Raw genomic sequence first — 23,955 nt, forward strand, 5'->3', positions numbered from 1 at the left:
AGTCTCGCCGCCCCGCCATCAGAGGTCCGGCGCGCCGATCGCCGATCGTGAGGGCATCCGGCGCGACTGGGCCGCGCGCGCCGCGAACTCGGTGTCGCGGAGCACCCGGACCACGTTCGACCAGGTCAGCCCTGCGATATCTGCCTCGGGCCAGCCTCGCTCCAGGAGTTCCGCGATGAGCCGGGGGACGCAGGAGATGTCCTGCAGAGCCGCGGCGTGCGGTACGCCGGTGTCGTAGGCGCCGCTCAGCGCGACGGACTCGGGGCCGGCGGCCGCGCGGATGCGGTCCAGCAGGTCGGCCGTCTCGGGCAGCGACCCGGCCGTGCACATCACCATGCACACCCCGTGGTTGGCGCGCAGGCTCCGCAGCACGTCTTCCGGCAGCGGCTCGGACTGGTGCGAGAAGAGCACCGGGGCCTTGGTGAGCGCGAGCGTGCGCCGCACGGTGTCGAGCGAGCAGCCGGAAAGATCCACGAGGACGCCGAGCCGGTTCATCTCGCGGACCAACTCGTGACCGAAGGGCGCCAGACCGCCGCTTTCGGTCCAGCGGGTGCCCGCAAGCGCGACGCTGCGGACGCCGAGTGCGTACACGGCGCGCAGCGTCGCGAGCGAGTGGCCGAGGGCGGCGCCCGCCATCGGGCCGAGGAGTACGGCGATCCGGCCGCAGTTGCGGATGTCCATGAGGTCGTCGGTGCTCAGCGCCAGCCGCAGGCCCTCGGGGCAGTCGTTCACCGTGGCCCGTACGAGGTCGATCAGTTCCAGCGTCGCCGCGAGCGAAGGGGCGCCGACGGTGGGGGCCGGTGCCTGCAGGGACCAGAACTGCGCGCCGACTCCACCACGCCGCAGTCGCGGGACATCCGTCTCCAGCAGGCCTTCGCCGGCCTCGAGGTCGCACCAGTGCATGCTCTGCAGCACCGGGGCAAGGCCGCTGTACCCGTCGATCAGGGGGTGGGCGCGCAGGAGGGCCTTGGCTCGTGCTTGCGGCTCGTCCACGGGGGCGGGCGGCTGGGGATCCGGGTCCGGCGGCGGGACCACGGCGTCCGCCGCTTCCTCGAGGGCGTCGAGGTCGTCGAGTGCGTCGAGGTCGTCGACGGCGGTCGGGACGGGTGCGGCGTTGTGATCTGCCATGCGCTGCTCCGGGTTCGCCGTCGTGTGCCGATACGCCAACCGTGGCACGGGAGCAGTACGGGGTCTCGGCGGGCGGTGCGTTCGGGGTACGCGGCCGGGAACCACGCACCCCTGGCGCGCTAGACGGCGTCGAGCTCGTCGATCGTCGCGTTCGACGGTCCGCGGCCCGACTGGAGGTCGCAGGCGGTGTCCTCCGCCGCGCGCAGTGCGCGGACCGCGTTCTGCCAGGTGAGTTTGGCCAGGTCCGCGTCCGACCAGCCGCGGTGCAGCAGTTCGGCGATCAGGTTGGGGTAGCCCGCGACGTCCTCGAGGCCGGCCGGGGTGAACGCCGTGCCGTCGAAGTCGCCGCCGATGCCGAGGTGGTCGATGCCGGCGACCTCGCGCATGTGGTCAAGGTGGTCGGCCACCGTGGCGGCGGTGGCGGTCGGCCGGGGGTGCGCGACCTCGAACGCCTCGTGGACCTTCATCGCCTGGGGAGTGGTGTCCAGGTGATGCAGTCCGTGGGCGCGCATGTTCTCCTCGGCCTCGCGGGTCCACTCGACGGCCGCCGGCAGGATGAACTTCGGCACGAAGGTCGCCATCGCCACGCCCCCGTTGGCCGGCAGCAGGGCCAGCACGTCGTCGGGGATGTTGCGCGGGTGGTCGCAGACCGCCCGCGACGACGAATGCGAGAAGATCACCGGAGCGACGGAGGTGGCGAGCGCGTGGCGCATCGTCGTCTCCGCGACGTGGGAGAGGTCGACGAGCATGCCGATGCGGTTCATCTCGCGCACGACCTCGTGTCCGAAGGCGGAGAGGCCGCCGACGCCGGGTTCGTCGGTCGCGGAGTCCGCCCAGGCGATGTTGTCGTTGTGCGTGAGCGTCATGTAGCGCACGCCCAGCGCGTACAGGGCGCGCAGTGTGGCGAGCGAGTTGTTGATGGAGTGCCCGCCCTCCGCGCCCATGAGCGAGGCGATACGGCCCTCGTCACGCGCGATCTCCATGTCCTCCGCACTCAGCGCACGCGCGAGGTCGGCCGGGTAGCGCTCGAGGAGCTGGTCGACGACGTCGATCTGCTCCAGCGTGGCGCTGACCGCGGCGTCGCCCGCCATGGTGCTGCGCACGTACACGGACCAGAACTGGGCGCCGACGCCGCCGCTGCGCAGGCGCGGGATGTCGGTGTGGAGCCGGCCCTTCTGGTCGGCCGCGATGTCCATCCGGTCGAGGTCGTAGCGGACGTGCTCGCGCAGCGCCCAGGGGAGGTCGTTGTGGCCGTCGACGACGGGGTGGGCGGCGAGCAGCTCGCGCGCCCGCCGCAGATGATCCGCGGCAGAGGTGGGGGTGTCCATTGGCTGTTACTTCCCGGCGCCCGGCTTCCCGAAGCCGAAGGACTCCGCGCCCGCGACCTTCGCGCGCAGCCGCTTTCCCTTCTCCGTTGCCTGGTCGTTCAGCTCCTGCTGGAAGTCCCGCATACGGGCGAGGAGTTCGTCGTCGTGCGTGGCGAGGATGCGGGCCGCCAGCAAGCCGGCGTTACGGGCGCCGGCCACGGAGACGGTGGCGACAGGCACGCCCGCCGGCATCTGCACGATGGAGAGCAGGGAGTCCATGCCGTCGAGGTACTTCAGCGGGACGGGGACGCCGATGACGGGCAGCGGGGTCACGGAGGCGAGCATGCCCGGGAGATGGGCGGCTCCCCCCGCGCCGGCGATGATCGCCTTGAGGCCGCGGTCGGCGGCCTCCTCGCCGTACGCGACCATCTCGCGCGGCATGCGGTGCGCGGAGACGACGTCGACCTCGTACTCGATCTCGAACTCGTCGAGCGCCTGGGCTGCCGCCTCCATGACGGGCCAGTCGGAGTCGGACCCCATGACAATGCCAACGACAGGACTCATTCGGTGATCGTTCCTCGCAGATAGCCGGCGGCATGGCGGGCGCGCTCGAGCACGTCGTCCAGGTCGTCGCCGTATGTGTTGACGTGGCCCACCTTGCGGCCGGGCTTTACGTCCTTGCCATACATATGGATCTTGAGCTGCGGGTCCCGGGCCATGCAGTGCAGATAGGCCGCATACATGTCGGGGTAGTCGCCGCCCAGCACATTGCACATGACCGTCCAGCGCGCCCGCGGTCGCGGGTCGCCGAGCGGCAGGTCCAGCACGGCACGGACGTGGTTGGCGAACTGCGAGGTGATCGCGCCGTCCTGGGTCCAGTGGCCGGAGTTGTGGGGACGCATGGCCAGCTCGTTGACGAGGATGCATCCGTCCGTGGTCTCGAACAGCTCGACGGCGAGATGGCCGACGACGCCGAGTTCCTTGGCGATCCGCAGCGCGAGTTCCTGCGCCTGGCCCGCCAGCTCGGGGTCGAGGTCCGGCGCGGGTGCGATCACGGTGTCGCAGACGCCGTCGACCTGCTGCGACTCGACGACCGGGTAGGCCACGGCCTGGCCGTGCGGGGAGCGGACGATGTTCGCGGCGAGCTCGCGCCGGAAGTCGACCTTCTCCTCGGCGAGGACGGGAACGCCGGCCTTGAAGGGGGCCTCCGCGTCGGCTTCCTCACGGACAAACCAGACACCCTTGCCGTCGTACCCGCCGCGCACGGTCTTGAGGATGACGGGGAAGCCCCCGACCTCCTCGGCGAAGGCGGTCACATCGGCGGGGTCGGCCACGATGCGGTGCCGCGGGCACGGCACGCCGATCTCCGTGAGCGTGGCCCGCATCACGCCCTTGTCCTGGGCATGGCGCAGCGCGTCGGGCCCCGGGCGGACGACGACGCCACTCGCTTCCAGGGCCCGCAGGTGCTCGGTGGGGACATGCTCGTGATCGAAAGTGATCACGTCGCAGCCGCGCGCGAACTCGAGGAGGGTGTCCAGGTCGCGGTAGTCGCCGACGACGACATCGCTCACCACCTGGGCCGCAGAGTCCTGGGGGGTGTCACTGAGGAGCTTGAATTTCAGGCCGAGGGGGATACCCGCCTCGTGGGTCATGCGGGCGAGCTGACCGCCGCCGACCATGCCGACTACCGGGAACGTCACTCTCCTAGGGTATCCGCCGAGAGGACACCCGCTGTCGTCCGTATGTTCCGACAGGACTCTGTATCGCACGTCACAACACTCTCAGGGCTCCCAGGCGGCGCAGGGAGTCGCTGGTTAGCATGGCGGAGTCGACGCTTGTCGGCCGGTCGCCGATCCGATGAGGCTGGGCTCTCACTATGAGTGAACGAGGCGGAAAGCTGCGCGAGCAGCTCAACCAGCTCATGCGCGAGATCGCCAAGTTCGGCGCGGTCGGCGGAGTCGGCCTGGTGGTCAATCTCGCCGTCTTCAACCTCGTACGGAACGTCACGGAGATCCCCGTTGTCCGGGCGTCGATTCTGGCGACCGTCGTCGCCATCGCCTGCAACTACGTCGGGTTCCGCTACTTCACCTACCGCGACCGCGACAAGAACGGCCGGACCAGGGAGATGACGCTCTTCCTGCTGTTCAGCGCGGTGGGCCTGGTCATCGAGCACGGCGTTCTGTACACGGCGACGTACGGCTTCGACTGGGACACCCCGCTGCAGAGCAACATCTTCAAGTTCCTCGGCATCGGCGTCGCGACGCTGTTCCGGTTCTGGTCGTACCGCACCTGGGTCTTCCGGGCGCTGCCCGCGCGGGGGGCCGTGCAGACCGCCGAATCGTTCCTGGAGCAGCGCCGCCCGGAGCCGGTGCCCGCCGACCGCGTCTCCCGCTGACGGCCCGTACCTCCTACGACCTCCCCCGCGGGAGGTCGTCACCTCAGGGTCGGCTTCTCGTCGTCGTTGCGTTTGCGTGCCACTCGGCTCAGGAAGAGCGCGAAGACGGGCGGGTGCTGCTGGAGCAGCTCCAGCCGGCCGCCGTCCGCCTCCGCGAGGTCCCGGGCGACGGCCAGTCCGATCCCGGTCGAGTTGCGGCCGCTGATGGTCCGCTCGAAGATGCGCGCCCCCAGGTCGCCCGGCACGCCGGGCCCCTCGTCGGTCACCTCCACCACCGCCTGGTTCCCGGTGACCCGGGTACGCACGGCGACGGTGCCGCCTCCGTGCATGAGGGAGTTCTCGATCAGGGCCGCGAGCACCTGGGCGACGGCGCCGGGAGTACCGACGGCCCGCATGCCCTGGCGGCCGGAGCAGACGATGGCGCGGCCCGCACTGCGGTACACCGGCCGCCACTCCTCGAGCTGCTGCTTGACCACCTCGTCCAGGTCGAAGACGACGGCGGACCCCGTGCGCGGGTCGCGGGAGTTCGTCAGCAGCCGCTGGACCACGTCGGTGAGCCGCTCCACCTGGGTGAGGGCGATGCTGGCCTCCTCCTTCACGGTCGGCAGGTCGTCGGTGACCGTGATCTCCTCCAGCCGCATCGACAGGGCGGTCAGCGGGGTACGCAGCTGGTGGGAGGCGTCCGCGGCGAGCCGTCGCTCCGCGGTGAGCATCCGGGCGATCCGCTCGGCACTGGCGTCGAGCACATCGGCGACCCGGTCCAGTTCCGGGACGCCGTAGCGGCGGTGGCGGGGCCGGGGGTCGCCGGACCCGAGGCGTTCCGCGGTCTCCGCGAGGTCGGTGAGTGGGGAGCCGAGCCGATTGGCCTGGCGCACGGCGAGCAGCACGGCAGCGACGACGGCGAGCAGCGCGACCGCGCCGATGATCAGCAGGGATCTGCCGACCTCGCGCGTCACGGTGGAACGGGACTCCTCGACGGTGACCGTCGTGTTCCGCTCACCCTCCGCGGTGCCTCGGATGACATTGCCGGACGGGGGCTCGCCGATTTCGATGGGGCCCCGGCCCGGAATGGTGATCAGGGCGTAGCGGGTGATGTCGCCCTGCTCGGCGAGGATGTCCGGATTGACCGGCTCACCGCCCACCAGTCGGCTCTCGACGATGCTGACCAGGCGCAGGGCATCGGAGTCCACGCTCTCCTGGGCGCTGCTGCTGATGGTGCGGGTCTCCACCAGGACGAGGGAGACGCCGAAGACGGCGATGACGACGAGCACCACGGCGAGCGTGGAAGTGATCAGACGGCGGCGCATGGTGCCTCACGTATCAGGACTTCTCGAAGCGGAAGCCCACGCCGCGCACGGTGGCGATGTAACGGGGATTCGCCGCGTCGTCGCCGAGCTTCTTCCGCAGCCAGGAGATGTGCATGTCGAGGGTCTTGGTCGACGACCACCAGGTGGTGTCCCAGACCTCGCGCATCAGCTGGTCGCGTGTGACGACCCGGCCGGCGTCCCGGACGAGCACCCTCAGCAGGTCGAACTCCTTGGCGGTGAGCTGGAGTTCCTCGTCGCCCATCCAGGCGCGGTGCGACTCGACGTCGATCCGCACGCCGTGCGTGGCGGGTGCGGGGACGGGCTCGGACGAACCACGCCGCAGCAGGGCCCGTACGCGGGCGAGGAGCTCGGCGAGCCGGAACGGCTTGGTCACGTAGTCGTCGGCGCCGGCGTCCAGTCCGACGACGGTGTCCACCTCGTCGGCGCGTGCGGTGAGCACCAGGATCGGGATCGCCTGCCCCTCCGCACGGAGCCGGCGGGCGACCTCCAGACCGTCCATGCCGGGCAGTCCGAGATCCAGCACGACAAGATCGACACCGCCCGCGAGACCCGCGTCGAGCGCGGTGGGACCGTCCTCGCGCACCTCGACCTCGTATCCCTCTCTGCGCAACGCTCGGGCCAGCGGTTCCGAGATGGATGCGTCGTCCTCGGCGAGCAGTACACGGGTCATGGGGTGATGGTAGTCCGCGCGGCACGGCCGTCGGGGCGTGATCCACAACCCCTGCGGGTGTGGGATGCGATCCTGCTTATGACCTTCGATTCGGGGCAGACGGTTCCACGTTCACCTGTGATCCATCTCTCAAGTCCTTCCATATGCCGCACTGTCGTGTCGTATGGTGGTGTGACGCCCGTAGTGCAACTCGGGGACCTTTGGCTGCCATGTGCACCAAGGGTCTCTTTTCTGTACGAAGGTTTTCTGCACGAAGGTCGACCCGATACCGTTTCAGCCGTTTCGAGCCTGACCTGACACAGCGAATGACCTGTTGGCCGGGCCCCGGGTGCGACACAGCGTCCGGGGCGTGGATCCCGACACGGACCGTTCCCGGCCTCCGCCCGCGGAGGAACCCCGAAGGCGTCGGGGTGGAGCGCCTTGTGCCGGTACCGGCCTCCCCCCACCGGGCGCGTACCGCTCACGAAGCGCCGCGTCCCGAGCGAGCAAGGATCGACCATGGCGTCCAGCCTGACGAAGGACTCTGCCAGTACCCCTGGTTCGGAGAAGACCTTCTTCGGCCACCCCCGCGGTATGGCCACCCTCTTCATGACGGAGATGTGGGAGCGCTTTTCCTGGTACGGGATGCGCGGCATCCTCGTTCTCTATCTGGTCGCGGGTGTCCTCGACGGACCACTGGCCGGCCGTGAGGCCCTTGCCGCCTCCATCTACGGCGTCTACAACGCCGTCGTCTACATGGCGGCCATGCCCGGCGGCTGGATCGCCGACCGGCTCTGGGGCGCCCGCAAGGCCGTGCTCGTCGGTGGCATTGTCATCGCCCTGGGCCACTTCACCCTGGCGATCCCCTCGGACACGGCGTTCTTCGCCGGCCTCGCGCTCATCGCCGCCGGTACCGGCCTGCTGAAGCCGAACATCTCGGCCATGGTGGGCGGCCTCTACGAGGGCCAGTCCAGCGCACGTCGCGACGCGGGCTTCACGCTCTTCTACATGGCGATCAACATCGGTGGAATGGCCGCCCCGCTGGTCGTCGGCTACCTCGGTGAGAACGTCAACTGGCACCTCGGCTTCGCCGTCGCCGGTATCGGCATGACCCTCGCCGTCGTGCAGTACGTCTTCGGCGGCCGTCACCTCGGTGACATCGGCAAGGAGCCGGGCACCCCGGCGACGCCGGAGGAGAAGCGCAGCGTCCTGCGCAAGGTCCTGCTGTGGAGCGGCGTCGCCGTCGCCGCGCTCGTGCTCGACATCGCGCTCGGCACGTACGACATCGAGCACATCGTCAACGTGCTCGCGGTGCTCGGCATCCTGGTGCCGGTCGTGTACTTCGTCTCGATGTACCGCAATCCGGCTCTGACCGCCCAGGACAAGCCCAAGATCCAGGCGTTCATGTGGTTCTTCGCCACGGCCGTCCTCTTCTGGATGATCTACGACCAGTCCGGCTCGCTGCTGACCCTGTTCGCGGACAACAAGACGGACCGCATGATCGGCGGCTGGGAGTTCCCGGCGTCCTGGTACCAGTCGGTGAACCCGGCGATGGTCATCGTTCTGGCGCCGATCTTCGCCGGACTGTGGGTCAGGCTCGCCAAGCGCAACCGCGAGCCCAGCACCCCGATGAAGTTCGCGCTCGCCATGCTCCTCATCGGCGGCTCCTTCGCGATCATGGGCCTGGCGGGTGCCGCTGCCGCGAACAGCGAGACCGGCAAGGTCACCGTCTTCTGGCTGCTGAGCGTCTACCTCGTCCAGACCATCGGTGAGATGTGCCTGTCCCCCGTCGGCCTGTCCCTGTCGACCAAGCTGGCGCCGAAGCAGTTCGTCGGCCAGATCATGGGTCTGTGGTTCCTCGCCACCGCGACGGGCAACGCCCTGAACGGCTGGACCACCAAGCTCAACGAGCCGCTCGGCGACGCCGTGTACTACTCGATGTGGGCGGTCGTCGCGGTCGCGGCGGGCCTCACGTTCATGATGGCGGGCCGCAAGATCCGCGCGCTCATGGGCGACGTGCACTGACACGTTCCTGGAGGCCTGAAGGGCCGCCGCACCGGTACGGTGCGGCGGCCCTTCGCCGTTGTGTCAGCGCATGCCGCGCAGCCGCTGCCACGGTGTGAAGGTGAACACCGCGCCGCCCAGCAGGATCACCGTGCCGGCGACCAGGGCGAGAGCGCGGAGGGCGCCGGTGTCCTCCGCTCCGGTCTCGGCGAGTCCCCCGGACGTGCCGCCCGAGGTCGTCGAACCGCCCGTGGCGCCGGAGCCGCCAGTTCCGGAGCCCCCCGACGCACCGCCCGGCTGGGCCGACGTGTCGAGCTCCAGGGAGAACGGGACGTTCGCCGGGGGTGTGCAGGTAGTCGTCGTACCCAGCGCCTCGACGGTGAGGACGCCGGGGCTCAGGGTCGTCTTCCCGGTGGCGCCCGGCTTGTACGTGCCCTTGAGATCAGGGATCTCGATCGGGTCGCCCGACTTGATGGGCTCCTTGTTGGTCGGTCCCTCGACATGGACGAAGCCCTTGTCGGCACCGCCCAGCTTCACCTCCATCGACGGCTTGACCGAGTCCGCGGGGATGTCGGCCGGGCTGTCCATGACGGACTTGGAGAACTTCACGGTCAGGTCGTAACTGCCGCCGTTCTTCCTGGCGTCGATGCGGACCGGGGAGACGGCGTTCTTGTCGCCGATGGGTGTCTTGCAGGAGTAGGCGACCTCGATCTCCTTGCCCTGGTGGTCGGTGGGGCCGCCGGGGTCGGTGCCGCCGGTGGTCCCGCCGTCGCTGCCGCCGTTCGTCGTACCGCCGGAGGTCGTGCCGCCGGACGACGTGGTGCCGCCGTTGGTGGTGCCACCGTTCGTCGTACCGCCCGACGTCGTGCCGCCGTTGGTCGTGCCGCCGTTGGTGGTCCCTCCCCCGCCGTCGGTCACCTTGATCGTCGCGCCGGCCTGGACCGGCTCCTTCGGCGCGCACTTCGTGTCCGTCGAGATCGGCTTCGACACGTTGATGTCGTACGCGCCCGGTGTCAGGGTGATCTCACCGGCCTTCTCCAGTTTCAGCGTGCCCTTCATGTCGGGCAGCACCATCGGGCTGTTCTTCGGGATCGGCGGGTTCTGGCGCGGTCCCTCCATCTTCAGGTCGCCCGTCGAGACGCCGCCCAGCGTGATCGTGCCGGTCGGTTTGACGGTGTCCTTGGCCAGATCCAGGACGTCCGGGTTCTTGGACGCCGCCTGGACCGTCTTCCACACCACCTCGATCGTGTCGCCGACCTTGGCCTCCGCCGGCGCGGTGATCTGCACCTTGGTGGTGCCCTGCACGGGCGGCAGGCCGGAGATGGGCGGCGGAATGCATTCCGTCGCATACGAGACCTCGGCGGCCTGGGCGGGGCTCGCGGCCAGCAGGATCCCCGCGCCGCCGAGCATCAGCGCGACTCCGGCCGCGCTCATCCTCCGTTGCGTACTCACGAATGTCCCTTCGTCGTCGTCGGTCGGTTCTCTGACGGTGCGGAGTCAGGGGTGAACCACGGCAGTGCGGCGGCCGTGGCCGTGGCGGTGCCGTCGGCCGGTTCGCCTGCGGCGCCGGCTCGTCGGGGGCGGGCATGACGTGAGCCCGGGGGGCGGATCCTGTCGACCACCGCCATGCCGGTACGGAACACGGCCGCCGGTACGACCAGGGCGACCAGAATCCAGAAGGCTGTGACGCCCCACGGCCGGGGCACCCCCCAGGGCTGCTCGGCGAGGACCTTCGTGCCGTACTTCACCGAGACCGAGTAGTCGCCGTGCGCGCCGGCGGAGAGCTGGACGGGCAGAGCGATGCGCGCCTTCTCGCCCGGCTTGATCGTGCCGCGCCACTGCTGCTCCTCCCACTGCGGGGCGAACACGCCGTGTGCGGTGCCGATTTCGAAGACGGGGTCCGTGACGGGGCCGGTGCCGAGGTTGCCGACCGTGAACTCGAGCCTGCGGGTGGGCGGCGCGCCGAAGAGGACCAGGAGACCCGACTCGCCCTCGAGGCGGGTCGCCGTGAGCACGGCGAGCCTGCCGTCGCCGGCCCGCTCCGGCAGCGGTGCGGTGGGGTGTCCGGCCACGACGAACTCGGCGTCGACGGATCGCTGTTCGCCGGTGACGGTGGCGACGTGCACGACGCAGGGGCAGGGCACGGGCGGCTCGGCGACCGGCAGTTTCTTGCGGAACGAGCCCTTGGAGTCGGTGGTGACGGCGCGACCGTCGGCGTTGGCGCAGGAGTTGGTGCCGCCGATCACGCCTTCGGCGGGGGTGGACCGGCCACAGACGAGCAGCATGAGGAGGGCGCGGGGGCGCCAGCCGCTGCCGCTGACGGTGATGTCGCCGCCCTTGCCGGCTTGGGGGGCGGAGAGCTTCACATCGGGGGCGGGCGGGGCGGCGGCGTTCACGGCGAGGGCGGGCGGGGCAGCGGCGTTCACGGCAGGGGCAGCAGGCAGGAGGAGGAGAGCGGCAAGCAGGGCGGCGGCGAGGCCGCGGCGCCCCCTGCCGAGAGCGGCGGCGGCGCGCGGTGAGGGCGGGGTCGGCATGGTCAGCAGCCTCCTGCTCGCGAAGAGCGGCGGCGGCCGAGCCACAGTGCCGCGGGGGCGGGCAGCAGAAGCAGCAGCAGCGCCGGCCAGGGGACGAAGGTCTGCGACACCGTCGACTCCGTGTGCACGCCACCACCCGCGGTGGCCTCCACACGCAGATCCACCCGGCCCAGCACCGGAGGATCCCACCTCTCCGTCAGCGAGACCCGTTGTGCCGGCGGGAGTGGGGCCGGCTCACGCGGCTGCCGGGCGACGGGGGCGCCGAAGAGACCGTCCGTGCGCAGGGTCACGCGCGGCGACAGAGGCGTGTTGCCGCGGTTGACGAGGGTGTAGTGCACGGAGCCGCCGGAGACGGACACGTCCTCGACCGTGAGCGCCGGCACCTTCGGGCCGCTCACGCGCAGGTGGATGCGGATCGGCTCGTCGCGCCCGCCGGCGGACGCCGTGATCGTCCCCGTCTGTTCGCCGGGGGGCGTGTTCGCGGGAACGGTCACCGTGAAGGGGACATCCGCCCGCGTACGGGCCGGGATGGTCACCTTTTCTCCGGCAAGCGCGATCCATGAGGCCGGGGAGCGGCCGGCGCGGAGGTCCACCGTGAGTGCCTTCGTGCCCGGGTTCGTCACGGAGACGCGGTCCTCGAGCACCATGCCGGGGCTGCCTTCCAGGTACACGTACGCCCGCCCGGGCTGCCAGCCTGGCTCGGGTGGCGCCGCGAGGGCGAGGACGAGCGCGAGCGCGGCCCGCACGGCTCAGCCCGTGGTCCGGCCGCCGCGCCGGGTCAGCCAGAGGACGCCCGCCGCCCCGGTCAGCAGCACTGTTCCGCCGAGCGTGCCGAGTGCCGTCGCGGAGTCGAGCGGGCCCGTTTTCGGCAGTTCGGAGGCCGGCGGTGCGGTGCCGCCACCCGCCGCCGTGACATCCAGTTCGAGGGACGGGCCGGGGCTGTTCTTGGGGGTGCAGGTCGTGGTTGTGCCGAGAGCCTTGATCGTCAGTACGCCCGCGGTGAAGGTGACCTTGCCGCTCTTCTTCGGGGTGTACGTTCCCGACAGGTCGCTGATCTTGATCGGGGTCTCGGCCGGGATGGCCGCCGCGTTGGGCGGCCCGCTCACCGGCACGTTCCCGGTCTCCGCGCCGCCCAGCTCGATGACCGCGCTGGGGTTCATGGCCCCCTTGCCCAGTTCGACCGGGCTGGAGGAGACGCCCTTCTTGAAGGACATGGTGAGCTTGTACGCGTCGCCGCTCTTCACGGCCTTGATGTCGATCGGCGAGACCGCGCCCTTCGGTCCGATCGGAGTCTTGCACTGGTAGTCGACGTCCACGACGGTGGCCTGCGCGGCCGGGGCGGCCATCAACACCACCGGGGCCGCCATCGCTGCTGCCAGCGCACATGCTGCTCGTTTCCGGTACGACACGTCGGGTCCCCTCGGCCGGCACGTAACTGACGACACATCAGATCGGGCGCTCAAGGTACGCCCGAGGCCTTGGGGAGGGAAGACAAAGAGCACGCCGTATCGACGGCGTGCTCCGGTGAGAGGTACGGGTGGCTCAGGCGGGGGCGGCGAGCTCCGCCCACACGGTCTTGCCCGGCGAGCCCGGCGATCGGGCAACCCCCCAGTCCATGCAGAGCCGTTGGACGATAAACATCCCGTGGCCGCCGGGCCGCCCGGCGCGGTGCGGGGTGCGCGGCGCCGGCTGCCCGGAACCGCGGTCGGTGACCTCGAGGCGCAGGACCTTGCCGTCGCAGCCGACGCGCAGTTCCTCGGGCCCCTCCGCGTGCAGGCAGGCGTTGGTGACCAGCTCGGAGACGACGAGCAGCACGTCCTCCGCGGCGGCCCGGCGGTCGGCCGTGGCGGCGGGGAGCCAGCCCCAGTCGTAGAGGGCCTGCCTCGTGAAGTCGCGGGCCAAGGGGACGATGCCACTGGCCGCACCCAGGGCGAGGCTGCGCACGGCACCGCCGGAAACACCGGAGTGCCCGGGCGCGGGCACCGCCGGCACCGCGCCGGCACCGCCGGGCTCTGGGCCGAGGTCGCCCGGCTGTTGCTGCCGGGTGGTGCTCATCAGCGCTTCACCTCACCGATTCACCGATTCACCATGGTCTGAGTACGCAGAGTGCTGGTCGTTCAACGTTCTGCGGGGTACTCCTGCCCGGCCGATTCGTGACAACACCCACGAGATCGCCCCGGTCCGCGTGACGCGGGCAACAGGAGGCGGTCCTTCAGTGGCCCAAGGCCGCTTCGACGGAGTCGTGCACGGTGAAGACCGCCTCGGCTCCGGTGATCTCGAAGACTCTCGCCACCACGGGACGCATCCCGGCCAGATGGACCGCTCCCCCGCCGGCCTCGGCCTTCAGCCGGGCGCCGAGCAGGACATTGAGTCCGGTGGAGTCGCAGAACTCGAGCTGTGAACAGTCGATGACGAGGCGTACACGCCCCTGCTCGATCGCCTCTTCCAAGGGAGCCCGCAGCAGGTCGGCGGTGTGGTGATCGAGCTCACCCGCCGGTTTCACAACCTCGCTGCACCCCTCGGTCCGAACCTCGACCTGAAGCCGGCCCCGGTTCACGCTGCCGACCGTCTCGCGGTCCATGCCGTCCCTTTTCGCCGTGTCGTTAGCTGCGTCGTCCACCGTTGCGTACTGCGCGCCGCCACCGTCGACGGACAGCGTCGGCGCTCGTCGAACCCTACGCCCTCGACGACCGGTCCGGTAGCCGAACTTATCGACAATACGGACATATAGGAGATACGCCACTTGCCATCGTCGTGGCGGAACCGGTAGGGCTAGTAAAGACACAACCGACACGGCCGGCTTTGGAGGCGCCGCTCACCGCAGCAGCATGTATGGGCTTCGGCAGCCATATGCCGAGAACGATGGAGGAGACCATGTCACCCCGGCTCGACGAATTGCGTACCCCCACCGCGCCGTCGACACTGTCCACCCCCACCGGCGAGCAGCCCGAAGGCCTCCAGGGCCTGGCAGGCCTTCCGGACATCCCGCCCTTCGCAGAGGTGGGAGCACTGGACGCACGAGAGCTCTCCAGGACGCTCTTCGCACGTCTCGAGTCCCTCGAGGAGGGCACGCACGAGCACGCGTACGTCCGCAACACCCTGGTCGAACTGAACCTCGCGCTGGTCAAGTTCGCCGCCTCCCGGTTCCGCACCCGCAGCGAGCCGATGGAGGACATCGTCCAGGTCGGCACGATCGGCCTCATCAAGGCGATCGACCGCTTCGAACTCAGCCGCGGCGTCGAGTTCCCCACCTTCGCGATGCCGACCATCATCGGCGAGATCAAGCGCTTCTTCCGCGACACCAGTTGGTCGGTGCGCGTGCCGCGCCGGCTGCAGGAGCTGCGGCTGGACCTCGCGAAGGCGGGCGACGAGCTCTCCCAGCAGCTGGACCGCGCCCCCACCCTCGACGAGCTGGCCAAGCGCCTCGACATCGGCAGGGACGAGGTCGTCGAGGGCATGGCGGCGAGCAACGCGTACACGGCGAGCTCCCTGGACGCCCAGGCCGAGGACGACGACAACGAGGGCGCGCTCGCGCACCGCATCGGCTACGAGGACCACGGCCTCGAGGGCATCGAGTACATCGAGTCGCTGAAGCCCGTCATCGCGAGCCTGCCGCCGCGGGACCGCAAGATCCTCTCCCTCCGGTTCGTCGCCAACATGACGCAGTCGGAGATCGGCGAGGAGCTCGGGATCTCACAGATGCACGTCTCCCGGCTGCTGGCCCGGACCCTGGGCAGGCTGCGCAAGAGCCTGACGCTGGACGAGTGAACGCCGGACCTCCGCACCGGCTTCGAAGGGCCCATTCCGTCAAGGAATGGGCCCTTCGACGTTATTGATGGGGCAGTTCTGATTGGTCCACATTGACCAGGGGCAAGTGGGGGGAATCACATGGCTCTTGGGGAGGGCTGCCCGCGCCCCCGGCCGCAGGGCCGCGCCCTCGTGCACACGCAGCTCGCCCGTCTTCAGGGCGTCCTTGTACTCGGCGTCGCCGCGCCCCAGGTCCACCATCCCGATGCCCTCTCGGGCCGCCGCCTCCGCCATCCGCAGGTGCAGGACGAGCCCCGGCGAGTACGTGGCGAACTCCGTCTCGTACGCCGGGAACCAGCACGACAGCACGGTGCGTGAGCGCGACCCGAAGTGTGCGGCGACCGGCCGGCGCCCCGCGTACAGCACCGACAGCACACCGCTGCAGCCGTCGGCGCGCGACTCGTGCAGACGACGCACCAGGGCACTGATCCACCGCTGTGCGAAGCGGTCACGACGGCCTGTCCTGCGGTACTGGGCCGACTTCCACCCGATGGGGTGCGCAGCGCCGCCGGGTCCCGCTCGTCGAAGACGAACCGTGTGTCGCCCACCTGCCGCCCGAGCCTGCGCTCCTTGGCGAGCGTGGTCCGAAGGAACCTGGGCGACTGCGCACGCAGCAGCTCCTCGTAGGCGGCGTATCCCGCGCCGACGTCGATGACGGGCGAGCCGAACCCCTCCGCCGCATCGTGCTCCGCCCACCCGTGCGCGGCCCGGGCCGCCGATCGGTCCGATGGTCCGCATCCGCCCGCTGTCGCATGTCGCGCTCCGCCCGCCAGGCGGATGCCCACGACACTGGGAGGGACGCCGGACGGACCACAGAAAAGGACACCGCCATGCCCCCACTCATCGCAGTCACCGGAGCGAGCGGCCGTGTCGGCGGCCGGGTGGCACGCCGGCTCTCCGGTGCGGACGTCCCGACCCGGCTCATCGGCCGCGACCCCACGCGGTTGCCCGAACTGCCGGGCGCGCAGCCCTCGCAGCCCGCGACGTACGGCGACAGCGAGGCGATGCGGCGGGCGATCGACGGGGCGGAAACCCTGTTCCTGGTCTCCGCACACGAGTCGCCGGGCCGGGTGAAGGAGCACTGCACAGCGGTGGACGCCGCGCTCGCGGCGGGCGTCGAGCGGATCGTGTACGTGTCGTTCGTCGGCGCCGCGCCCGACGCGACGTTCACCTTCGCCCGCGACCACTGGCACACCGAGCAGTACATCCGCTCCTGCGGAGTGCGCCACACCTTCCTGCGGGACAACTTCTATCTGGCCGCTCTCCCCGCGATGACCGGCAAGGACGGGGTGCTGCGCGGTCCGGGCGGCCAGGGCCGGGTCGCCGCCGTCGCCCACGACGACATCGCGGACGCGGCGGCGGCGGTGCTGCTGGACGGCACCCGCACACACGACAGGGTGGTGTACGACCTGACAGGTCCGACCGCGTTCTCGCTCGCGGAGGCGGCGCAGACCCTCAGCGAGGTCACCGGCCGCAGCGTCCGCTACCAGCTGGAGTCCCGGGAGCAGGCGTACGCCTCCCGGGCCGCTTACGGCGCGCAGGAATGGGAGGTGCGGGGCTGGGTCACCTCGTACGAGGCGATCGCCGTCGGCGAGATGGCAGCCGTCTCCGACGCCGTCCCCCGCCTGACGGGCCACCCGGCGCAGGGTCTTCGCGACTACCTGGCCGAGCATCCGAGCAGCTGGCGGCACCTGCTGAACGGGGCGCCCAGATCGGCTGAGCGGCGCGCCTAAGGCAGCCTTCGGCCCGCCTTCCAGACCTCGCTCACCAGGGGGACGCCGGGCCGATAGGCCAGGTGCACATGGCTCGGAGCGTCGAGCAGCACCAGGTCGGCGCGGGCGCCGGGGCCGAGGCGGCCGACGTCCGTGCGGCGCAAGGCCGCAGCGCCGCCGGCCGTGGCCGACCAGAGCGCCTCGTTCGGCGTCATCCCCATGTCCCGCACCGCGAGCGCGATGCAGAAGGGCATCGACGAGGTGAACGACGAGCCGGGGTTGCAGTCCGTCGACAGCGCGACCGTCGCGCCGGCGTCGAGGAGCCGGCGGGCGTCGGGCCACTCGGCGCGGGTGGAGAACTCCGCGCCCGGAAGCAGCGTCGCGACCGTGTTGCCGTTCGCGAGCGCGTCGACGTCCTGGTCGGTGAGGTGGGTGCAGTGGTCGGCAGACGCGGCGTCCAGTTCGACGGCGAGCTGCACGCCGGGGCCGTAGGTCAGCTGGTTGGCGTGCACGCGGGGCGTGAGGCCCTTGGCCCGGCCGGCCGTGAGGACCGCCCGGGCCTGGTCCCCGTCGAACGCACCCTTCTCGCAGAACACGTCCACCCAACGGGCGTAGGGGACACAGGCGTCGAGCATCTCGCCGGTCACGAGGGCGACGTAGGCGGCGGGGTCGTCGGCGTAGTCGGGAGACACGATGTGCGCCCCGAGGTAGGTGACCTCGTCGGTGTGCGCGGCGGCGATCCTCAGGGCCCGCGCCTCGTCCTCGACGGTCAGCCCGTAGCCGGACTTGGTCTCCATGACGGTGGTGCCCTGGCGCAGCGCCTCCGCGAGGTAGCGGGCGACGTTCGCGTCGAGTTCCGCGTCGGACGCGGCGCGGGTCGCCGCGACGGTGGTGCGGATGCCGCCGGCGGCGTACGCCTGCCCGGACATACGGGCGTTGAACTCGGCGGTGCGGTCGCCGGCGAAGACGAGGTGCGAGTGCGAGTCGACGAAACCGGGGATGACGGCCCGGCCGTCGGCGTCGACCCGATTGTCAGTGGCGGGTGCTTTGCTCTTCTCACCGATCCAGGCGATGCGGTCGCCGTCGATGACGACGGCCGCGTCCTGGATCAGTCCGAGGGGGGATCCGTCACCGAGGGAGGGGTCGTTGGTGACCAGGCTGGCGATGTTGGTGATGACGGTGGCCGTCGCCGCGACGGCGCTGTTCGTCGTCGCGGGGGCGGGCATCGCCGGGGGGTTGTTCGTCGTCTCGGGGCCGCTGTTCATGATGCGGGGTGTCTCCTTCAGCCGTGCAGTGCGGCGATCGCGTCCGTCAGGGCTCGGGGAACGTCCGGGACGGCGGCGTGCTCCCCGTCCCGGACGACATGGCGGCCGCCCACGACCGTATGGCGCACATCCGCTGCCGACGCTGCGAATACCGCCGTCTCAGCTCCCAGACGCGGCGGTGGCCCGGCTGTCCTGACGCTGGTCAGGGCGATGGTCGTGAAGTCGGCGAGCGCGCCGGGCTCGAGGCTGCCGGCCTCGGGCCACCCGAGCGCGGCGTGGCCGTCGGCCGTCGCGGCGCGGAGCAGCGCGCCCGCCGTCCAGTGGCCGCGGGTGCGGGAGCGCAGGCGCTCGTTCAGCTCCATGGCGCGCGCCTCCTCGAAAAGGTCGATCACGGCGTGGCTGTCGCTGCCGAGGGACAGCGGCGAACCCACCGCCTGGAGGGCCGGCGCGGGGCCGATGCCGTCGGCGAGGTCGCGCTCGGTCGTCGGGCACATGCAGGTGGCCGTCGTCGTGCCGCCGAGCAGCGCGATGTCCTCCTCGGTGAGGTGCGTGTTGTGGACGCCGGTGGTGCGCGCGCCGAGCACACCGTGGTCGGCGAGCAGCCGTGTGGGCGTGCAGCCGTGCGCGGCGAGACACGCGTCGTTCTCCGCGGTCTGCTCGGAGAGGTGGACGTGCAGAGGCGCATGGCGAACGGAGGCCCAGGACGCGACCGTCGACAGCTGGTCCGCGGGCACGGCCCGTACGGAGTGGATCGCGGCCCCGATCCGTACGTGCTCACCGTCCTTCAGCGCGTCGGCCCGCTCGGCCCACGCGTCCGCCGTGCCGTCGCTGAAGCGCCGCTGGTGGTAGTTGGGCGGCTGGTCGAAGCCCGCGGCCAGATACGCGGTGTCGAGCAGTGTGATCCGGATGCCGGCCTCACCGGCCGCGGCGATCAGCGCCTCGCCCATCGCGTTGGGGTCGGCGTACGGGACGCCTCCGGGCGCGTGGTGCACGTAGTGGAATTCGCCCACGGCCGTGATCCCGGCCAGCGCCATCTCGGCGTAGACGGCGCGTGCCAGCGCGAAGTACGACTCCGGTGTCAGCTGCGAGGCGACCTGGTACATCACCTCGCGCCACGTCCAGAACGTCCCCGAGCCGACCTGCACCGTGCCGCGCAGCGCGCGGTGGAAGGCGTGCGAGTGGGCGTTGGCGAGGCCTGGGAGCGTCAGGCCGCGCAGGATCTCCGCGCCCGGCGGCGGGGTTGCGGCGCCGTCCCGTACGGCGGCGATGCGCCCGTCGGCCACGTGCAGCGCCACGCCCGGTTCGACGTGCGTGCCGAGCCACGCGTGTTCCAGCCAGTACGTCGTCACCTGCACGCCAGGCCCTCCAGTACGTCGGCGAGTGCGACCACCCCGACCACGCAGTCGTCCTCGGCCGCGGATTCGGCGGGGGAGTGCGAGACACCCGTGGGGTTGCGTACGAACAGCATGGCGGTCGGGATCGAGCCGGACAGGATTCCGGCGTCGTGTCCGGCTCCCGTCCCGAGAACGGGTACCGCGCCCCCGAGGATCTTGTTCAGCTCGTCGCGCAGGGCGTGCTCGAACTCGATCACGGGCGTGAACGACTCCCGGACGACCGTGAGGTCCACGCCGTCGCGTTCCGCGCGTTCCCGCGCGGCCTGCTCGACTGCGGAGACGACGGTGTCGAGAGCCGCCAGGTCGGGGGCGCGGGAGTCAAGCCAGCCGCGGACGAGGGACGGGATCGCGTTGACGCCGTTCGGCTCGACGGAGATCTTGCCGAACGTGGCCACTGCTCCCGCGAGTTCCGCCTCGCGGCGGGCGGCGAGGACGGTCTCCGCGTACGTCAGCATCGGATCGCGCCGGTCGACGAGCCGGGTGGTGCCGGCGTGGTTGGCCTCGCCGGCGAAGTCGAACCGCCAGCGGCCGTGCGGCCAGATGGCGGACGCGATGCCCACGGCGTCGCCCGTCAGGTCGAGCGCACGCCCCTGCTCGACGTGCAGCTCGACGAACGCGCCGATGCGGGCGAGGCGTTCGGGGTCCGCGCCGATGGCGCCCGGGTCGTGACCGGCCGCCTCCATCGCCTGCGGGAGGGTGACGCCGTCCGCGTCGCGGAGTTCGTACGCCTTCTCCCGCGTCAGCTGCCCGGCGGCGAGCCGGGAGCCGACGCAGGCGAGCCCGAACCGGGCGCCCTCCTCGTCACCGAAGTTGGTGATGGCGAGGGGCCGGGTGAACTCCGCACCTCTGCGACGGAGTTCGTCGAGCGCGGCGAAGGACGAGACGACACCGAGCGGGCCGTCGAAGGCGCCGCCGTCGGGTACGGAGTCGAGGTGCGATCCGGTGACGACGGCGTCACCCGCGAGGGGGTCGCCGAGCCAGGCCCACTGGTTGCCGTTGCGGTCGATCTCGCAGGTGAGCCCACGGCTTGCGGCCTGCGCCTCGAACCAGGCGCGGCAGTCCCGGTCCGCGGCGGTCCACGCGAACCGGCGGTAGCCGCGGGTGTCCGCGTGGCGGCCGATGGGGAGCAGGTCGCGCCACATCTCGTGGAACGAGGCCGGCTCCGCCGGGCCGCGCCCACCCGCCCCCGGAGCTCCACCCGGGCGGTGCCCCCGCTGCTCTGCGGGACGACGGCCCGCAGACCCGGTCACGCGTCGCCCTCCCGCATCGGGACGCGTACGCCCTTGGCGTCGGCAACCGACTCCGCGATGTCGTAGCCCGCGTCCACGTGGCGGATCACGCCCATACCCGGGTCGTTCGTCAGGACCCGGCGGATCTTCTCGCCCGCGAGCTTCGTGCCGTCCGCGACGGACACCTGGCCGGCGTGGATCGAGCGGCCCATGCCGACGCCGCCACCGTGGTGGAGAGAGACCCACGACGCGCCCGAGGCGACGTTCACCATCGCGTTCAGCAGCGGCCAGTCCGCGATCGCGTCGGAGCCGTCGAGCATGGCCTCGGTCTCGCGGTACGGGGAGGCGACGGAGCCGCAGTCCAGGTGGTCGCGGCCGATCGCGAGCGGCGCTGCCAGCTCGCCGCTCGCCACCATGTCGTTGAAGCGTTCTCCCGCGCGATCGCGCTCGCCGTAGCCGAGCCAGCAGATGCGGGCGGGAAGGCCCTGGAAGTGCACACGCTCTCCGGCCATCTTGATCCAGCGGTGCAGGGACTCGTTCTCCGGGAAGAGGTCCAGGATCGCCTTGTCCGTCTTGGCGATGTCCGACGCCTCGCCCGAGAGCGCCGCCCAGCGGAACGGGCCCTTTCCCTCGCAGAACAGCGGCCTGATGTACGCCGGAACGAAGCCGGGGAAGGCGAACGCCCGGTCGTATCCCGCCAGTTGTGCCTCGCCGCGGATCGAATTGCCGTAGTCGAACACCTCGGTACCCGCGTCCATGAAGCCGACCATCGCCTCCACGTGGCGGGCCATCGACTCACGGGCGCGGGTGGTGAATCCGGCCGGGTCCTTGGCCGCGTACGAGGCCATGTCGTCGAAGTCGACGCCCGTCGGCAGGTAGGCGAGCGGGTCGTGGGCCGAGGTCTGGTCGGTCACGATGTCGATCGGCGCGCCCTCCGCGAGCATCCGGGGCAGCAGGTCGGAGGCGTTGCCGAGCAGGCCGATGGAGAGGGGGCGGCGGGCGTCGCGGGCCTCGACGGCGAGCTGGAGCGCGTGCTCCAGGGAGTCGGCCTTGACGTCCAGGTAGCGGTGCTCGATGCGTCGCTCGATGGCGCGCGGGTCGCAGTCGATGCAGATGGCGACGCCGTCGTTCATGGTGACGGCGAGCGGCTGGGCGCCCCCCATGCCGCCGAGTCCGGCGGTGAGGGTGATCGTGCCGGCCAGGGTGCCGCCGAACTTCTTGGCGGCGACGGCGGCGAACGTCTCGTACGTGCCCTGCAGGATGCCCTGCGTGCCGATGTAGATCCAGGAGCCGGCGGTCATCTGGCCGTACATGGTCAGACCCAGCTGCTCCAGCCGCCGGAACTCCTCCCAGTTCGCCCAGTCGCCGACCAGGTTGGAGTTGGCGATGAGGACACGCGGCGCCCACTCGTGGGTCTGCATGACGCCGACGGGACGGCCGGACTGGACGAGCATCGTCTCGTCCTGCTTCAGGGTCTGCAGCGTGCGCACCATCGCGTCGAAGGAGCGCCAGTCACGGGCGGCCTTGCCGGTGCCGCCGTAGACGACGAGCTTGTCGGGGTGCTCGGCGACCTCGGGGTCGAGGTTGTTCTGCAGCATGCGGAGGGCGGCTTCCTGCTGCCATCCCAGGGCGCTCAGTTCCGTACCGCGCGGTGCCCGTACGGGGCGGGGTCCTGACATGGCGATGCCTCCTCGCAACGATGTGGGTTTTCTATTCACATACTCGCCATCTGAATAGATGTAGTCAACCGCTGCGGCGCGACCCGCCGGGTGATTGGCTGGCGCCATGACTGTCGACCGCCGGGATGTGGCCGTACGAGCGGCCGTGGAACAGGGACTTCTCACCGAGGAGCAGCCCGTGGCCGCCCTTCTCGATGTGGCGGGTATCCGCTCTTCGGTGGCAGCCCTGCGGGGCGCGTTCGCCGCCGTCACGGACGCGCCGGTGCTGCACGCCTTCGCCGTGAAGGCCGCCCCGCTGGTGCCCGTCCTCGCGCTGCTCCACGCGGAAGGAATGGGCGCGGAGGTCGCGAGCCCGGGTGAGCTCGCACTGGCACGGGCCGCCGGCCTGCCGCCGGACCGGATCGTGCTCGACTCCCCCGCCAAGACCGTCGCCGAGCTGAGCGAAGCCCTCGAACTGGGCATCGCCGTCAACGCCGACAACTGGCAGGAACTCGGCCGCCTCGACACCCTCGTCAGCGGCGGCGACGGGCAGCCCGCCTCCCCGCTCGGCCTGCGGGTCAATCCACAGGTCGGCGGCGGCTCGATCGGGGCGCTGTCGACGGCCACCCCCACGTCCAAGTTCGGCGTGGCGCTGAACGACGCGGGCGCCCGGGAGCGGGTCGTACGGGCCTACCTCGAGCGCCCCTGGATGACACGGCTGCACGCCCACTCCGGCTCCCAGGGAATGGCGCTGGCGCGCATGGCACAGGGCATCCACGCGCTGTACGAGCTCGCCGAGGAGATCAACGCGGCGGCCGGCCGGCAGCAGATCGACACGATCGACATCGGCGGCGGTCTCCCGGTCAACTTCTCCTCCGACGAACACACCCCGGCCTTCGCCGACTACGCCGGACTCCTGAAGGAACGCGTCCCCGGACTGCTCGACGGCCGGTACGGCCTGGTCACCGAGTTCGGCCGCTCGCTGCTCGCCAAGCACGGCACGGTCCTCGCCCGGGTCGAGTACGCCAAGTCCGCCGGTTCCCGGCCGATCGCGGTCACCCACGCGGGCGTCCAGGTCGCCACCCGCACCGTCTACGACCCCGTGTCCTGGCCGCTGCGAATCGCCGCGTACGACGTCACGGGCGTGCCCAAGGCCGGTCCGGACGTCGAGCAGGACATCGCCGGGCCGGCCTGCTTCGCCGGTGACCTGCTGGCGGAGAAGCGGCGGCTGCCGCTGCTGGAGGCGGGCGACGTGATCGCTGCGCTCGACACGGGCGCGTACTACTTCTCCAACCACTACGGCTACAACAGCCTGCCCAGGCCCGCCGTGCACGGCTTCACGGCCGGACAGGACAGCGAGGTGCGGTTCACCACCGTGCGGGAGGCCCAGAGCGTGGAGGAGATCGTCGCGGAGTCCGGCGGAGCACAACGGGACACGCTGCTCGATTGACAAGCGCAGCGCTGCCTCGGCCGGCCGAGGAGCGCGCTGGGACGCCTCGGCCGGTGAACGTTCAGCAGGGGCGATTGTCCGACCCCAATGGTTCC

General features: G+C 71.0%; 22 protein-coding genes. 5 read left to right on the plus strand and 17 right to left on the minus strand.

Going from position 1 to position 23,955, the window contains the following annotated elements:
* Positions 1-18: 18 nt before the first annotated feature.
* The 4 genes from ACIQ7Q_RS14920 to ACIQ7Q_RS14935 all read right to left on the minus strand — a co-directional run bounded on the left by ACIQ7Q_RS14920 (position 19) and on the right by ACIQ7Q_RS14935 (position 4,135).
* Entirely contained in the window at positions 19-1,128 is a 1,110-nt protein-coding gene (locus ACIQ7Q_RS14920) for a membrane dipeptidase (RefSeq protein WP_403860689.1), read from the minus strand.
* A 119-nt stretch (positions 1,129-1,247) separates the two neighbouring features.
* Entirely contained in the window at positions 1,248-2,456 is a 1,209-nt protein-coding gene (locus ACIQ7Q_RS14925) for a dipeptidase (protein ID WP_403860692.1), read from the minus strand.
* Between the two features lie 6 nt (positions 2,457-2,462).
* Positions 2,463-2,999 (minus strand): 5-(carboxyamino)imidazole ribonucleotide mutase, encoded by a 537-nt coding sequence (purE, locus tag ACIQ7Q_RS14930; RefSeq protein ID WP_403860695.1) that lies wholly within the window; start codon positions 2,997-2,999, stop codon positions 2,463-2,465.
* Positions 2,996-4,135 carry a 5-(carboxyamino)imidazole ribonucleotide synthase gene (locus ACIQ7Q_RS14935; RefSeq protein ID WP_403860697.1) on the minus strand — a complete coding sequence of 380 codons (1,140 nt, stop codon included), beginning with the start codon at positions 4,133-4,135 and terminating at the stop codon, positions 2,996-2,998. Before ACIQ7Q_RS14935 ends, purE begins: the two co-directional genes overlap by 4 nt.
* A gap of 176 nt (positions 4,136-4,311) precedes the next feature.
* Here ACIQ7Q_RS14935 and ACIQ7Q_RS14940 point away from each other — a divergent pair, with 176 nt between their 5' ends.
* A complete protein-coding gene (locus ACIQ7Q_RS14940) occupies positions 4,312-4,830 on the plus strand; it encodes a GtrA family protein (protein ID WP_403860700.1) in 519 nt (172 codons plus the stop codon).
* A 38-nt stretch (positions 4,831-4,868) separates the two neighbouring features.
* Here the strand turns inward: ACIQ7Q_RS14940 and ACIQ7Q_RS14945 are convergent, their stop codons facing one another.
* Positions 4,869-6,137, minus strand: a complete 1,269-nt coding sequence (locus tag ACIQ7Q_RS14945; RefSeq protein ID WP_403860703.1) for an ATP-binding protein — start codon at positions 6,135-6,137, stop codon at positions 4,869-4,871.
* Between the two features lie 13 nt (positions 6,138-6,150).
* On the minus strand, positions 6,151-6,828 hold the full coding sequence (locus ACIQ7Q_RS14950) for a response regulator transcription factor (RefSeq protein WP_356630661.1): 678 nt from the start codon (positions 6,826-6,828) through the stop codon (positions 6,151-6,153).
* 498 nt (positions 6,829-7,326) lie between these two features.
* Between ACIQ7Q_RS14950 and ACIQ7Q_RS14955 the strand changes: the two genes are divergently transcribed.
* Complete coding sequence (locus ACIQ7Q_RS14955) at positions 7,327-8,832, plus strand: peptide MFS transporter (protein ID WP_403860707.1); 1,506 nt, start codon at positions 7,327-7,329, stop codon at positions 8,830-8,832.
* A 63-nt stretch (positions 8,833-8,895) separates the two neighbouring features.
* Here the strand turns inward: ACIQ7Q_RS14955 and ACIQ7Q_RS14960 are convergent, their stop codons facing one another.
* The 6 genes from ACIQ7Q_RS14960 to ACIQ7Q_RS14985 all read right to left on the minus strand — a co-directional run bounded on the left by ACIQ7Q_RS14960 (position 8,896) and on the right by ACIQ7Q_RS14985 (position 13,926).
* Positions 8,896-10,245, minus strand: a complete 1,350-nt coding sequence (locus tag ACIQ7Q_RS14960) for a hypothetical protein (protein ID WP_403860710.1) — start codon at positions 10,243-10,245, stop codon at positions 8,896-8,898.
* Positions 10,246-10,259: 14 nt separating this feature from the next.
* On the minus strand, positions 10,260-11,345 hold the full coding sequence (locus ACIQ7Q_RS14965) for a hypothetical protein (protein WP_403860713.1): 1,086 nt from the start codon (positions 11,343-11,345) through the stop codon (positions 10,260-10,262).
* A gap of 2 nt (positions 11,346-11,347) precedes the next feature.
* Positions 11,348-12,091: a hypothetical protein gene (locus tag ACIQ7Q_RS14970; RefSeq protein ID WP_403860716.1), complete on the minus strand. Its 744-nt coding sequence runs from the start codon at positions 12,089-12,091 to the stop codon at positions 11,348-11,350.
* 3 nt (positions 12,092-12,094) lie between these two features.
* Positions 12,095-12,754, minus strand: a complete 660-nt coding sequence (locus ACIQ7Q_RS14975) for a peptidase (RefSeq protein ID WP_403860719.1) — start codon at positions 12,752-12,754, stop codon at positions 12,095-12,097.
* A gap of 133 nt (positions 12,755-12,887) precedes the next feature.
* Entirely contained in the window at positions 12,888-13,400 is a 513-nt protein-coding gene (locus ACIQ7Q_RS14980; RefSeq protein ID WP_403860722.1) for an ATP-binding protein, read from the minus strand.
* 157 nt (positions 13,401-13,557) lie between these two features.
* Positions 13,558-13,926, minus strand: a complete 369-nt coding sequence (locus tag ACIQ7Q_RS14985) for an STAS domain-containing protein (protein WP_403862105.1) — start codon at positions 13,924-13,926, stop codon at positions 13,558-13,560.
* Between the two features lie 293 nt (positions 13,927-14,219).
* Between ACIQ7Q_RS14985 and ACIQ7Q_RS14990 the strand changes: the two genes are divergently transcribed.
* Positions 14,220-15,113: an RNA polymerase sigma factor SigF gene (locus tag ACIQ7Q_RS14990; RefSeq protein WP_403862108.1), complete on the plus strand. Its 894-nt coding sequence runs from the start codon at positions 14,220-14,222 to the stop codon at positions 15,111-15,113.
* A 39-nt stretch (positions 15,114-15,152) separates the two neighbouring features.
* On the opposite strand, the gene ACIQ7Q_RS14995 is transcribed toward ACIQ7Q_RS14990, so the two are convergent.
* On the minus strand, positions 15,153-15,890 hold the full coding sequence (locus ACIQ7Q_RS14995) for a GNAT family N-acetyltransferase (protein ID WP_403860725.1): 738 nt from the start codon (positions 15,888-15,890) through the stop codon (positions 15,153-15,155).
* Positions 15,891-15,982: 92 nt separating this feature from the next.
* On the opposite strand from ACIQ7Q_RS14995, the gene ACIQ7Q_RS15000 reads away from it, so the two are divergent.
* Positions 15,983-16,885, plus strand: a complete 903-nt coding sequence (locus ACIQ7Q_RS15000; protein ID WP_403860728.1) for an NmrA family NAD(P)-binding protein — start codon at positions 15,983-15,985, stop codon at positions 16,883-16,885.
* Here ACIQ7Q_RS15000 and hutI read toward each other — a convergent pair.
* The 4 genes from hutI to hutU all read right to left on the minus strand — a co-directional run bounded on the left by hutI (position 16,882) and on the right by hutU (position 22,431).
* Positions 16,882-18,090 carry an imidazolonepropionase gene (gene hutI / locus ACIQ7Q_RS15005; protein ID WP_403862111.1) on the minus strand — a complete coding sequence of 403 codons (1,209 nt, stop codon included), beginning with the start codon at positions 18,088-18,090 and terminating at the stop codon, positions 16,882-16,884. The two genes, ACIQ7Q_RS15000 and hutI, sit on opposite strands and share 4 nt — an antisense overlap.
* A 56-nt stretch (positions 18,091-18,146) precedes the next feature.
* Complete coding sequence (locus tag ACIQ7Q_RS15010; RefSeq protein ID WP_403860731.1) at positions 18,147-19,484, minus strand: formimidoylglutamate deiminase; 1,338 nt, start codon at positions 19,482-19,484, stop codon at positions 18,147-18,149.
* On the minus strand, positions 19,475-20,665 hold the full coding sequence (locus ACIQ7Q_RS15015) for an allantoate amidohydrolase (RefSeq protein WP_403862114.1): 1,191 nt from the start codon (positions 20,663-20,665) through the stop codon (positions 19,475-19,477). Before ACIQ7Q_RS15015 ends, ACIQ7Q_RS15010 begins: the two co-directional genes overlap by 10 nt.
* Before the next feature lie 104 nt (positions 20,666-20,769).
* On the minus strand, positions 20,770-22,431 hold the full coding sequence (gene hutU, locus ACIQ7Q_RS15020; RefSeq protein WP_403860734.1) for a urocanate hydratase: 1,662 nt from the start codon (positions 22,429-22,431) through the stop codon (positions 20,770-20,772).
* 106 nt (positions 22,432-22,537) lie between these two features.
* On the opposite strand from hutU, the gene ACIQ7Q_RS15025 reads away from it, so the two are divergent.
* On the plus strand, positions 22,538-23,860 hold the full coding sequence (locus ACIQ7Q_RS15025) for a diaminopimelate decarboxylase (protein ID WP_403860737.1): 1,323 nt from the start codon (positions 22,538-22,540) through the stop codon (positions 23,858-23,860).
* The last annotated feature ends 95 nt before the right edge of the window (positions 23,861-23,955 follow it).

The organism is Streptomyces sp. NPDC096176 (assembly GCF_044763255.1).
Lineage (GTDB): Bacteria > Actinomycetota > Actinomycetes > Streptomycetales > Streptomycetaceae > Streptomyces.